Genomic DNA, 11,822 nt, shown 5'->3' with positions numbered 1-11,822 from the left:
AGGACGCGGCTTATGCCGCGACAGGAGGGGGCGAAACGCCTCTCAGTCAGCACACATGATACTGACCTGTCCGTCCTGCGCCACCAGCTATTTCACCCCCGACGAGGCGATCGGCCCCGGCGGTCGCACCGTGCGCTGCAAGACCTGCAAACACACCTGGCGCGCCACGCTGGAAGAGCCGCTGGAGCTGTCCGCCGCCCCGCCCGGCGTCGCCGCCGCCCCCGCGCGTCACGAGGAGCCGGCGCCGGACTCGCTGGCCGAGACCTCGGCCCCCGAACTGCCCCGGGCCTTCCGCGCCCGCGCCGAACACCAGCGTCGCCTGCGCCGCGCCGCCGCCCACGGCGTGGTCTGGGCCGGCATCGCCTCCGGCTTCGCCGCCCTGCTCACCGCCGCCTGGCTGTTCCGGGTCGAGGTGGTGGAGCTGGCGCCCCGCACCGCCGCCGCCTACGCCGCCGTCGGCCTCACCGTGAACCCGACCGGGCTGGAGTTCGAAGCGGTGTCGGCCCGCGCCGCGCCCAATGACCCCGGCAAGGTGCTGATCTCCGGCGCCCTGCGCAACGTCCGCGACGAGGAGCGCATCGCCCCGCCGGTCCGCGTCGCCCTGCTGGACGCCCACGGCGCCGAGATAGGCTATGCCGTCGTCCGTATCGACGCCGCCCCGGTCCTGCCGGGCAAGGTCCAGGGCTTCGCCGCCATGATTCCCGACCCCGGCGGCAAAGGCCAGGGCGTCGGGGTCGACTTCGTGCTCGATCAGGCCGCGCCGGTCCGCGCCGCCGCCCGCCCCGCCCCGCCCACGGTCCATCGCCCGCTCCCCACCGCGGACGCCGCTCCCGCCGCGCCGGTCAAGACGGCCGCTCCCGTCTCCGAGGCCGGCCTGCGCCCGGCCCTGCTGCCCGATCCGGCCACGGTGCTGGACATGCAGCCGATCGACGCGGTGCCATTGCCTGTCGACTCGCCCGGCTCCGGGGCGGTATCCGCCTCGCATGGCTGACACCCCGACCCCCATCGTCCTGCTGCCCGAATCCGAGGTCGCCCGCATCGTCGCCGATCTGGCCGCGCGCATCGCCCCCGTCACGGATGACGAGACGGTCGCCGCCGTCCTGCTCACCGGCGGTCTGTGGTTCGCCGCCGACCTGACCCGGGCCCTGTCGCGCCTCGGCCGCAACGTCCGCTTCGATGCCCTGTGGCTGGCCTCCTACGGCGACGAGAAGGAAAGCCGGGGCCGGATCGACGTCTACGCCCCGTTTCAGCGGCCCGTCGCCGGCAAGACGGTGCTGATCCTCGACGACGTCTTCGACACCGGCCTGTCGCTGGCCGAGGCGGTGCGGATCGCCAAAGAGGGCGGCGCCGCCCGCGTCCTCACCTGCGTCTTCGCCCGCAAGCCCTGGCCGCTGCCCCGCGCCCCCGAACCCGACTTCGTCGGCTGGGACGCCCCCAACCGCTTCCTCGTCGGCTACGGCCTCGACCACGCCGGCGCCCTGCGGGGACTGCCGGACATCTGCGCGCTGGACTAGGACCGGGCGGGGCGGGCCCCTTCCTTTCGTCATCCCGGGGCAAGCGGCGCAGCCGCGCAGACCCCGGGACCCAGCGGCGCGCGGGAGCGCGAAGTCGTCGAGAGCGCGGCTGCTCGCCACCGCCCTACCTGAACAGATCGCCTCCGGCGCCGCTGGGTCCCGGGGTCTCGCTGCGCTCGCTCCCGGGATGACGAAAGTAGGTGTGACGCTGTGCCTACAATCCGCGAAAACATAGTCGGATTGTGGAGACGTTCCGCAGCCTTTTCAGCCGCTTGGTCGAATCTGAAATCAATCTTCCATCCGAATAAGCCGGCGGGCGCATAATGCGTCGTCCGCCTGCCCGCCGGTCTTTGACAATCGCATCCCCGCCGCACCGCCCCAGGCGCGCCGATGAGACTCTGCCGACTCTGCCATACGGAATTCCGGCGCCGACTTTGCCGACTCCGCCACACCGTTTTTTCGGATTTCACCCGGGTGGAACCGGCCTCAGCCCAGCCAGTCCGCCTTCGGCTCGCGGCTCCACATCTCGTCATACGACGGCCGCGACCGCACCACCGCCCAGCGATCGCCGTCGACCAGCACCTCCGGGACCAGCGGCCGCGAATTGTACTCGCTGGCCAGCACCGCCCCATAGGCGCCCGCGCCCATGAAGGCGACCAGATCGCCCGCCTCCAGCGGGGGCAGCCGCCGCTCCCGCGCGAACACGTCGGTCGATTCACAGATCGGCCCGACAAGGTCGTAAGCCCCGACCTCGCCCGGCCGCTCGCGCACTGCGACCACATCGTGGAAGGCGTCGTACAGCGCCGGCCGCATCAGGTCGTTCATGCCCGCGTCCAGCACCAGGAAGGTCCGGCCGTCGCTGCGGGCGTTGACCTGGATGACCCGGCTCAGCAGCACCCCGGCGTTGGCCGCCAGCAGCCGTCCCGGCTCGAACGCCGCCTCGACCTCGAGCCCGTCCAGCACCCGGGCCGCCATGCCGACATAGTCCGCGATCGACGGCAGGTCGGTCTGGCCGTGGTAGGGCACGCCCAGCCCGCCGCCGAGGTCCAGCCGGCTGACCGCCAGTCCCCCGGCCCGCAGCGCCAGCGTCATCTCCCGCAGCGCCCGGAACGCCCCCTCCAGCGGCTCCAGCGTGGTGATCTGGCTGCCGATGTGACAGGCCAGCCCGACCGGCGTCACATGCGGCGAGGCGGCGGCGCGGGCGTACAGCGCCGGGGCCTCCTCGGCCGGCACGCCGAACTTGTCGGTCGCCCCGCCGGTGGTGATCCGCGCGTGGCCGCCGGCCCCGATTTTCGGATTGACCCGGATGGCGATCTCGGGCGCCGCGCCTTTCGCCGCCGCCACCGCGATCAGCCGGTCCAGCTCCACCGCGCTCTCGACATTGATCTGGCGCACGCGGGCCTCGAGGGCGAAGGCCAGCTCCGCGTCCGTCTTGCCCACGCCCGAGAAGACGATGCGCTGGCCGGACACCCCCGCCTTCAGCGCCCGCCGGATCTCCCCCTCCGACACCGTATCGGCCCCGCAGCCCAGCCGGGCCAGGGTCGCCAGCACCGACAGATTGGAATTGGCCTTCACCGCAAAGGCAATCAGGGCGTCGCCCAGCGACCCGCGATGGGTGTCCACCGCCTCGCGGAACAGGCCGTAGTGCCGGGTCAGCGTCGCCGTCGAATAGACATAGGCCGGCGTGCCCACGGCCCCGGCGAGCGTTTCCAGCGGCACGGTCTCGGCATGGAGGGCGCCGTCGATCCGGTCGAAATGGTGCAAGGCTCTAGCGGGGGTTCGTACCCGAACCGCCGTAGGGGTTCGAACTGGGTCCGCCGTCGATCGGCGCCTGGCTGGGCGGGCGGTAGACGGTCGCGGGCTCCACCGGACCCTTTCGGCCCTCGCCCGACGGCAGGCTGCGCTCGGTGCGCTTGGCCGGAGGCGCGTCCAGATCGGCCATGCGGCCGCAACCCGAAACGGAGACCGCGATCAGGGCGGCGACGCCCGTCAGAACGAGTTTCTTCATGCCAATCCCTCTACGCGAGACGCGTCTTCCATTCGGCGATGCGCGCCCGGACCTGTTCCGGCGCCGTGCCCCCGAAGCTCTGGCGGCTGGCGCAGGAGGCCTCGGGCGTCAGCACCTTGTAAACCGCTTCCGTCACGCCCGCCTCAAGCGATTGCAGTTCGGCCAGCGGCAGTTGCGCCAAATCCACGACCAGCGCCTCGGCCCGCTTCACCGCCGCGCCCGTCACATGGTGCGCCTTGCGGAACGGCAGGTTCAACTCCCGCACCAGCCAGTCGGCCAGATCGGTCGCCGTCGAAAACCCGGAGCCGGCGGCCGCGGCCATCTTGTCTGTGTCCGGTTTCAGGGCCGAGACCATCGCGGTCATCGCGCCCAGCGCCAGCGCCAGGGCGTCGAAGGCCTCGAACACCGGCGGCTTGTCCTCCTGCATGTCCTTCGAATAGGCCAGCGGCAGGCCCTTCATCACCGTCGACAGGGCGACCAGCGAGCCCATGATCCGGCCTGTCTTGGCCCGCACCAGCTCCGCCGCGTCCGGATTGCGTTTCTGCGGCATGATCGACGAACCGGTGGTCAGGTCGTCCGGCAGGACGACGAAGCCGAACTGCGGCGTCATCCACACCACGATCTCCTCGGCCAGCCGCGACAGGTGTCCGGCGCAGATCGAAGCGGCGGCCAGGCTCTCCAGCGCAAAGTCCCTGTCCGACACCGCATCCAGCGAATTGCCCATGGGCCGGTCGAAACCAAGCTCGGACGCCGTCATCCGCCGGTCGATCGGAAAAGGCGATCCCGCCAGAGCCGCCGCTCCCAGCGGGCTCTCGTTCATCCGTGCCCGGGCGTCGGCGAACCGCCCCGCGTCACGCCCGAACATCTCGACATAGGCCATCAGATGGTGGCCGAATGTGACTGGCTGGGCCGGCTGCAGATGGGTGAAGCCGGGCATCAGGTCCCCGGCGTGCTGCTCCGCCCGCGTCAGCAGGATGCGCTGCAGTCCCTGAAGTTGATCGACCGCCGCGTCACAGGCGTCCCGCACCCACAGGCGGAAATCGGTCGCCACCTGGTCGTTCCGGCTCCGCGCTGTGTGCAGCCGCCCCGAGGGTTCCCCGATCAACTCCGCCAGCCGGGCCTCCACATTCATGTGGATGTCCTCGAACTGGTCGCGGAACGGGAAGCTCCCATCGCGGATTTCGGCCTCGATGGCGTCCAGTCCTCGCAGAATGGCCTCGGCGTCTGCCTGCGACACGATTCCCTGCTGCGCCAGCATCCGGCAATGAGCCCGCGACCCGGCCAGATCCTGGGCCCACAGCCGCCGATCGACGCCGATCGACACGTTGATCGCCTGCATGATGTCAGCCGGCCGCGCCGAGAAACGTCCGCCCCACATGTCTTGACCTTCCGCGCCCGGGGAAGGCTTAACTGCGGGGCCGGGTTGGGAAGGTTGTGTCATGAAGGGCTCGAAGGCGGCAGGGATGGCGGTCGCGGCGGCGCTGGCGGTCGGCGTGATCGCGGGCGCCGGGCTGCTATACGCCAATCGCGACGCCTTCTTCAAAGCCGCAGCGCCTGAGCCGCCGGCGAAGAGCGACCTCGCCCGCTTCGCCCGGGGCTCGCTGACCCGGCTGGAGACCCCCGCCGCCACGCCGATGGCCCCGGATTACGTCTTCAGGACCCGCGACGGGGCCGAGGCCCGCTTCGCCGATTTCCGCGGCAAGGTCGTGGTGGTCAATCTGTGGGCCATGTGGTGCGCGCCCTGCCGCACCGAGATGCCGACCTTGGCTCGCCTCGACGAGGCCTATCCGGACGACCGGCTGGTGGTGCTGCCGATAAACGTCGACGCCACCGAGGACGGGCTGGCCGACGCCCGCAGCTTCATCGACGTGCACGAGCCCCTGCCGCTGTACAGCGACATGACCTTCCGGCTGCCCTTCGAACTTCCCGGTGAGGGCAAGATGCCCCAGACCGTCCTGCTCGACCGTCAGGGCCGCATCCGCGCCCACTTCTCGGGCGAGGCCGACTGGGCCAGCCCCGAGGCGCGAGCGCTTGTCGACGCCCTGCTGGCCGAACCGGCCGCCTAGCGACCATCCTCGCCCCGGGCGTCGGCCGCGGTCTCGGCCTTCTGTTCCTCGGCCTCCTCGGCGAGCCGGTCGGTGCTCTCGTCGATCTCCTGCGCGACCTCTTTCGCGCCAGCCTTGAGGGCGGATCCGATCTGACGGGCCTCTTCCTGAAGCTCTGATCCGGCGGCGTTGGCGTCGGCCTGGGCGTCGTCCTGCTCGGCCTCGGTGCAGCCCGCGACGGCGAGCGCGAGAGCCGCCGCTGCGGCTACGGCCATGAATCGGATGTGCATGAGATGTCCCCTTTCAGCGCTGAACCTTGGCGGTTGAACGCGGGAGGCCAGACAGCGGTTGCCGCTGGCGATATCGCGAAGCGGTGGTATCCTGCTGCAGCGGGTCGTGCATAACCAAGGAGCGTCCGATGCGCGCAAGAACCTCCCTCGTAATCACTCTGGCCGCAGCGCTTCTGGCGCCGCCGGTCATCGCCCAGGTGCCCGGCGGCGGAGGCGGTCCGACGAGCGCTCAGCAAGCGAGCGGTGGGCCGATCGGGCGGATGACCGCGGGGCAGGAATCCTGGCGGTTCGAGAGTGAAGCGATGCGTCGGGCGAACGCGATGACGACCGAAGAGGCCGAGGCTGAGTATGGCGCTGAGCGGGTCGAACTCGCGAACCGCGTGCAGGCGCTGATCAACGAAGGCAAATGCCGCGAAGCGCGGGCCATGGCCAATGCGGCCGGCGAACGGCAGATGGCGCTCCGTATCCGGCAGACCTGCCGTTCCCGCTGATCATCCGGAAGAGAGATGGTGGCTGGAGGCGGGCTCGAACCGCCGACCTGTGGGTTATGAATCCACCGCTCTAACCAGCTGAGCTACCCAGCCCCAATCGACGATCACGTCTCTCGAGCCCCGGCGGGAACTGGTCTGTCCGCCGGAAGAGGCGTGCCTATAGAGGCAGGCGGGGACCGATTCAAGTCGTCCTTGGGCTGCGGTGCGGCTCTTTGCTCCTTGCGCCTGTCGCCAGGAAAGCCAAGGCTCCCGGTGTCGTTTCGTCGCCAGCACCCCGTCAAGGATTCGCCATGCGCCCGCACGCTCTCGCCGCCTCCGTTTTCGTACTCGCGCTCGCGGCCGCCTGCGGCGCCAACGGACAGGGGCAGACGGCCGCCCAGGACGGTGCGCCGCTGCCGACGGGCCGGGCCAATGCGCCCGACCAGCAACCGATCTTCCCCGGCCAGACCCGGGCTCCCGGCGTCCGCACGCAGGCAGCCCTCGCGCACACCGTGCTGGCGTCCGGCCTGGTGGAGCCCTGGGGCCTGGCCCTGCTGCCCGATGGGCGCTGGCTGGTCACCGAGCGTCCCGGCCGGATGCGGATCATCACCCCCGGGGGCGCGGTGGGCGAACCCCTCGCCGGTCTGCCGACCGTCGACGCCCGCGGACAGGGCGGTTTACTCGACGTGATCGTCGGCCCGGATTTCGCCGAAGATCGTCGGATCTACTGGAGCTATGCCGAGCCCCGCGAGGGCGGCAACGGCACGGCGGTGGCGCGAGCACGCCTCTCGCAGGACGGAAGCCTGGTCGAGGACGTCGAGGTCGTCTTCCGCGCCATGCCGACCTACGACGGCGACAAGCATTACGGTTCGTCTTTGGCCTTCGATGACGCCGGCCATCTGTTCATCACCCTCGGAGAGCGGTCGGATCGCCCGATCCGGCAGCAGGCGCAGGACCTCGGCTCCCATCTGGGCAAGACCATCCGCATCAATGCGGACGGTTCCGTACCGCGAGACAACCCCTTCGTCGGTCGCGACGGCGCCCGACCGGAAATCTGGTCGCTGGGCCACCGCAACGTCCAGGGAATCGCCATCGCTCCCGACGGCGGCGTCTGGACGGTGGAGCACGGCCCCCGTGGCGGCGACGAGGTCAACCTCGCGCAACGCGGGGCCAACTACGGCTGGCCTGAGGTGACCTACGGGGTCGAATATAGCGGCGCCCCGGTCAGTAACGGGATCACCGCCCGCGAAGGCGTCGAACAGCCGGTCTACTACTGGGATCCGGTCATCGCGCCCGGCGGCATGACCATCTACGACGGAGCCATGTTCCCCGGCTGGCGCGGCAACCTGCTGGTCGCGGCGCTGAAGGAGAAACACATCGCCCGGCTGGTGCTCGACAACGGCCGCGTCATCGGTGAGGAGCGTCTGCTGACCGATCTCGGCGAACGGGTCCGCGACATCGCGGTCGGCCCCGACGGCGCGGTCTGGGCCATCACCGACGAGACCAACGGCAAGCTGGTGCGGCTGGCGAAGGCGGAGTAAATTTCCGGCCGCGGTCGGATGTCGCCTTTATCGCCCCTGTCGCGTTTGTCGAGGGCGGCCGTGTCTTGCTTGTCTCGATCGAAATGTATCGGGTCGAGTCAGTCGCGCAGCAGCTCGTTAACGCCGGTCTTGGCCCGCGTCTGCGCGTCCACCCGTTTGACGATGACGGCGCAATACAGCGACGGCCCTCCGTTGGGGTCGGGCAGCGAACCAGGCACCACCACCGAATAGGCTGGCACCTCGCCGCGGAAGACCTCGCCGGTCGCCCGATCGATGATCTTCGTCGAGCCCGACAGATAGACCCCCATGGCCAGCACGGCGCCTTCGCGGACGATGACGCCCTCGGCGACCTCAGCCCGGGCCCCGATGAAACAGCCGTCCTCGATGATCGTCGGATTGGCCTGCAGGGGCTCCAGCACCCCGCCGATGCCGGCCCCGCCGGACAGGTGCACATTCTTGCCGATCTGGGCGCAGCTGCCGACCGTGGCCCAGGCGTCGACCATGGACCCCTCGTCCACATAGGCACCGATGTTTACGAAGCTGGGCATCAGCACGACATTGCGGCCGATGAAGGCTCCTTGGCGGACGATCGCGCCCGGGACCGATCGGAAGCCCGCGTCCTGATAATGGTTGGCGGTCCAGTCGCCGAACTTGTTGGGGACCTTGTCCCACCACGGGCCGACGCCCGGCGCGTGGCTGGCCGCGCCGCGGTCGCCGCCCCGGACGAGGGCATTGTCATTCAGCCGGAAGGACAGCAGCACGGCCTTCTTCAGCCATTGGTGCGTGATCCAGACCCCGTCGGCGCCGCGCGAGGCCACACGGGCCTCGCCGGAGTCCAGCAGGTCAAGGGCTTGCTCCACAGCCTTGCGGACCTCGCCATGCGTTGAGACGCCGATATTGGCGCGATCCTCCCAGGCGGCCTCGATAACGGCTTCCAGGTGCGTCCGGTCTTCAGGGGCGGTGGCGGTCATGCGGCGACATCCTTGAAAGTCAGCTCGGTCAGGAAATCGAGCAGGTCGGGAGCGATGTGGTCGATGTGGTCGCCCAAGGGCTTGCCGTGGCCGTCCCCGATCAGGACGGTGGCCATACCCAGAGCCTTGGCCGGCTCGAGGTTGCGCGGGGTGTCCTCGAAGAAGGCCGCCGACCGGGGCTCGAAGTTGAATCTCTCCAGCATGCGCCGGAACGTCGACGGCGCGGGCTTGGGCGTAAGGTCGGCGTCCTCGATGGCGAACACCCCGTCGAAACAGTCGGTCACGCCCAGCCGGTCCAGCACCCTGCCGGCGTATTCCCGCGCGCCGTTGGTGAAGACAAAGCGCCGGCCGGGCAAACGCAGCAACTGCTCCCGCAACGCCGGACTCGGTTCCAGCCCGTCCATCGGCACATCGTGGACGTCGTGCAGAAAATGCTCCGGCTCGATGGTGTAGTTGGCCATCAGGCCGGCGAGGGTCGTCCCGTGCTCGTCGAGAAACTGCCGCTGCAGGACGCTCGCCGAGTCCGGATCCAGCCCGACCGCCTCGACGACGTAGGCGTTGATCCGCGCCTGGACCAGCGACATCAGGCCCTGGTCGCGCGGGTAAAGGGTGTCGTCCATGTCGAACACCCAGGCCGTGACATGGGACAGATCGATCAAGACGCCTTCACCAGCGTGCCGGCGCCGTGTTCGGTGAACAGCTCGACCAGCATGGCGTGCGGCCGCCGCCCGTCGAGGATGACCACCGCCTCCACGCCGTCCCGGACCGCGGCCATAGCGGTCTGAAGCTTGGGAATCATGCCGCCTGTGGCGACGCCGTCCTCGATCAATTTCGAGGCTTCGCCGACAGTCATCTGGCGGATGATCTCGCCGTCCGCGCCCTTGACCCCGGCGACGTCGGTGAGCAGCAGCATCCGCTTGGCGCTGAGGGACCCGGCCAGCGCGCCCGCCACCGTGTCGGCGTTGACATTGAAGGTCTGGCCGTCCTCGGCCACCCCGATTGGCGCGATCACCGGCACCCAGTCGGCGTCCGACTCCAGCAGCCGGACGACCAGCTTCGGGTCCACCCGGGTCGGTTCGCCGACGAAGCCGAGATCGACCTCATGCTCGATCATGCTGTCGGGGTCGCGCTTGGTGCGGCGGGTCTTCTCAACGGTCATCAGTCCGGCGTCCTTGCCGGACAGGCCGATGCCGCGCACATCGGCTTCGCGCCCGGCCATGGTGATCCAGTGGGCGATCTCCTTGTTGACCGCGCCGGACAGGACCATCTCGGCCACCTGCATGGTGTCGGCGTCGGTGACCCGCAGCCCGTCGACGAAGCTGGTTTTCACCCCGGCCTTGTCCAGCATGGCGCTGATCTGCGGTCCGCCGCCGTGGACCACGACCGGATTCACCCCCATCAGCTTGAGCAGGACGACATCGGCGGCGAACTGTTTCGCCACGGCGCTCTCGCCCATGGCGTGGCCGCCGTATTTGATGACCACGGTCTTGCGGTCGTAGATCTGGATATAGGGCAGGGCCTCGGCGAGAGTCTTCGCCGTGTCCCAGCCGCGATCTTCGGATTGCCGTTCAGTCTCGTCCATCACCAGCGGGTCCGTAATGCCAAGCCCGGGCCGTGTCATCATGAAACCGGAGCGTCGCGCGCCCGTTCCGGGTGGATGAACGAACACGACATCGACGATCGGGACCTGACGCCCTCGGATCCGGCGGACCGTTCATCGCTCCAGCATCCAGACCCGGCCCTGTGCCCGGAGTGCCTCGGAGCCGGCGTCGTGGCCACAGGCGAGACCTGCCCGGTCTGCGAGGGAACCGGAAAGCCGACCAATCGCACCGGCGGCGGTTGAAGGGCATAAAGACGGCACGCGCTTGTCGTTTCAGGCCGCAATGTTACGCTCTCCGCTCCACAGCGCGGCAGGCCCAACCATGTTCGATTTCTCCGCTTTCGGCGGCGGTTCGTGGCTATGATCGGACCGTCGAGGTCCACGTCATGATCGGCGATCGCCGGGTGCTGGCGATTGTGCCGGCCCGGGGCGGCTCACGCCGTCTCCCCGGAAAGAACACCCGCCTCCTCGCCGGACGGCCGATGGTGGCGTGGACGCTGGAGGCGGCGCGGGATTCCGACCTGATCGATCACCTTGTGGTCTCGACGGATGATCCGTCGGTCGTGGCCACCGCGACCGCCATGGGTTGGCCGCCGCCCTTCGTGCGACCCGATCATCTCTCTGGTGACGAGGCGTCGGTCATCGACGCAATTGAGCACGCCCTTGGTGAAGTCGGCGGGCGCTGGGACTATGTAGTACTGCTGCAGCCGACATCGCCGCTGCGCACCGCTGCGGATATCGACGGCGCGATCCGCCTTTGCGACGAAACCGGCGCTCCGGCGGTCATTGGCGTGTCGCCCGTTGCGAAACCGGCGAGTTTTTATGGCCGTGTCGATGATGAAGGCCGTTATGCGCCCGGCGGCGTCGATCAACGAGCAGTGCTGGTAAACGGCGCCGTCTATGTCGGACGACCGGATATCCTGATGCGGGACCGCACCTTTCAAACCTGGGACACCCGGGCTTTTCATATGCCCGTTGAGCGGGGCTGGGATGTCGATACACCGATGGAGTTCGCTGTTTGCGAGGCGTACTTGTCGCTCCTGAGGCCGGAGAAGGCCGACATCCGGTCCGTCACAACGCCTTCCTAAGCGCCGCTGTAACCCAGCGGCCACGCTTGTCGCAGTTCGGCTGTTCTCCGTCTCGACCTGGGCTAGCGGGGCTGTTATGACAACTTAAGCGGCGGCTCATACGCCGCGCTGAGCAACAACTGGGCTGCGGAGGGCATCCACCCATGCGCGTTAAGACAATCATTCTGGCGTCATGCGCCGCCGGGGCGCTGGCCCTGTCGGCCGGCGCTGCGTCTGCCGATCCGAACGGCTGGTACGGCGCGATCGACGCCGGCTACCACATGCCGGAAGTCGATACGAACATCGGCGTTGAGAT

General features: G+C 69.2%; 14 protein-coding genes and 1 tRNA gene. 7 read left to right on the top strand and 8 right to left on the bottom strand.

Features of this window, described 5'->3' with window-relative positions; genetic code table 11:
• Positions 1–55 precede the first annotated feature (55 nt).
• Together HNQ67_RS04510 and HNQ67_RS04505 are read left to right on the top strand one after the other, a co-directional pair.
• Entirely contained in the window at positions 56–991 is a 936-nt protein-coding gene (locus tag HNQ67_RS04510) for an MJ0042-type zinc finger domain-containing protein (protein WP_183252836.1), read from the top strand.
• Complete coding sequence (locus HNQ67_RS04505) at positions 984–1,514, top strand: phosphoribosyltransferase (RefSeq protein ID WP_183252834.1); 531 nt, start codon at positions 984–986, stop codon at positions 1,512–1,514. The genes HNQ67_RS04510 and HNQ67_RS04505 overlap by 8 nt, the downstream gene beginning before the upstream one ends.
• A gap of 486 nt (positions 1,515–2,000) precedes the next feature.
• On the opposite strand, the gene lysA is transcribed toward HNQ67_RS04505, so the two are convergent.
• Genes lysA through argH form a run of 3 tightly spaced genes read right to left on the bottom strand, consistent with a single transcriptional unit; the run spans position 2,001 to position 4,900 of the window.
• On the bottom strand, positions 2,001–3,278 hold the full coding sequence (lysA, locus tag HNQ67_RS04500) for a diaminopimelate decarboxylase (protein ID WP_183252833.1): 1,278 nt from the start codon (positions 3,276–3,278) through the stop codon (positions 2,001–2,003).
• Between the two features lie 4 nt (positions 3,279–3,282).
• Positions 3,283–3,522: a lipoprotein gene (locus HNQ67_RS04495; RefSeq protein WP_183252831.1), complete on the bottom strand. Its 240-nt coding sequence runs from the start codon at positions 3,520–3,522 to the stop codon at positions 3,283–3,285.
• A 10-nt stretch (positions 3,523–3,532) separates the two neighbouring features.
• Positions 3,533–4,900 carry an argininosuccinate lyase gene (gene argH, locus HNQ67_RS04490; RefSeq protein WP_183252829.1) on the bottom strand — a complete coding sequence of 456 codons (1,368 nt, stop codon included), beginning with the start codon at positions 4,898–4,900 and terminating at the stop codon, positions 3,533–3,535.
• Positions 4,901–4,961: 61 nt separating this feature from the next.
• Here argH and HNQ67_RS04485 point away from each other — a divergent pair, with 61 nt between their 5' ends.
• On the top strand, positions 4,962–5,588 hold the full coding sequence (locus tag HNQ67_RS04485) for a TlpA family protein disulfide reductase (RefSeq protein WP_183252827.1): 627 nt from the start codon (positions 4,962–4,964) through the stop codon (positions 5,586–5,588).
• Here the strand turns inward: HNQ67_RS04485 and HNQ67_RS04480 are convergent.
• Positions 5,585–5,842 (bottom strand): hypothetical protein, encoded by a 258-nt coding sequence (locus HNQ67_RS04480; protein ID WP_183252825.1) that lies wholly within the window; start codon positions 5,840–5,842, stop codon positions 5,585–5,587. The two genes, HNQ67_RS04485 and HNQ67_RS04480, sit on opposite strands and share 4 nt — an antisense overlap.
• Before the next feature lie 143 nt (positions 5,843–5,985).
• On the opposite strand from HNQ67_RS04480, the gene HNQ67_RS04475 reads away from it, so the two are divergent.
• Positions 5,986–6,348, top strand: a complete 363-nt coding sequence (locus tag HNQ67_RS04475) for a hypothetical protein (RefSeq protein ID WP_183252823.1) — start codon at positions 5,986–5,988, stop codon at positions 6,346–6,348.
• Between the two features lie 16 nt (positions 6,349–6,364).
• Here the strand turns inward: HNQ67_RS04475 and HNQ67_RS04470 are convergent.
• A tRNA-Met gene (locus HNQ67_RS04470) sits at positions 6,365–6,441 on the bottom strand.
• 197 nt (positions 6,442–6,638) lie between these two features.
• Here HNQ67_RS04470 and HNQ67_RS04465 point away from each other — a divergent pair.
• Positions 6,639–7,868, top strand: a complete 1,230-nt coding sequence (locus tag HNQ67_RS04465) for a PQQ-dependent sugar dehydrogenase (RefSeq protein ID WP_183252821.1) — start codon at positions 6,639–6,641, stop codon at positions 7,866–7,868.
• A gap of 98 nt (positions 7,869–7,966) precedes the next feature.
• Here the strand turns inward: HNQ67_RS04465 and dapD are convergent, their stop codons facing one another.
• Genes dapD through argB form a run of 3 tightly spaced genes read right to left on the bottom strand, consistent with a single transcriptional unit; the run spans position 7,967 to position 10,421 of the window.
• Complete coding sequence (dapD, locus tag HNQ67_RS04460) at positions 7,967–8,839, bottom strand: 2,3,4,5-tetrahydropyridine-2,6-dicarboxylate N-succinyltransferase (RefSeq protein WP_183252819.1); 873 nt, start codon at positions 8,837–8,839, stop codon at positions 7,967–7,969.
• Positions 8,836–9,498: a pyrimidine 5'-nucleotidase gene (locus HNQ67_RS04455; RefSeq protein WP_221247762.1), complete on the bottom strand. Its 663-nt coding sequence runs from the start codon at positions 9,496–9,498 to the stop codon at positions 8,836–8,838. The genes dapD and HNQ67_RS04455 overlap by 4 nt, the downstream gene beginning before the upstream one ends.
• The gene (gene argB / locus HNQ67_RS04450; protein ID WP_183253961.1) at positions 9,495–10,421 is read right to left on the bottom strand and encodes an acetylglutamate kinase; all 927 of its coding nucleotides are present in this window, start codon (positions 10,419–10,421) and stop codon (positions 9,495–9,497) included. Before argB ends, HNQ67_RS04455 begins: the two co-directional genes overlap by 4 nt.
• A 75-nt stretch (positions 10,422–10,496) precedes the next feature.
• On the opposite strand from argB, the gene HNQ67_RS04445 reads away from it, so the two are divergent.
• Both HNQ67_RS04445 and HNQ67_RS04440 read left to right on the top strand, forming a co-directional pair.
• A complete protein-coding gene (locus tag HNQ67_RS04445; protein WP_183252816.1) occupies positions 10,497–10,682 on the top strand; it encodes a hypothetical protein in 186 nt (61 codons plus the stop codon).
• Positions 10,683–10,825: 143 nt separating this feature from the next.
• Positions 10,826–11,527 (top strand): acylneuraminate cytidylyltransferase family protein, encoded by a 702-nt coding sequence (locus HNQ67_RS04440; RefSeq protein ID WP_183252815.1) that lies wholly within the window; start codon positions 10,826–10,828, stop codon positions 11,525–11,527.
• Positions 11,528–11,822: the final 295 nt, after the last annotated feature.

Origin of the sequence: Brevundimonas basaltis (assembly GCF_014202075.1) — a bacterium.
GTDB classification, from domain to species: Bacteria; Pseudomonadota; Alphaproteobacteria; order Caulobacterales; family Caulobacteraceae; genus Brevundimonas; species Brevundimonas basaltis.
The sequence above is the reverse complement of the archived record's forward strand: the minus strand, read 5'-3'. Positions and strand labels throughout refer to the sequence as shown.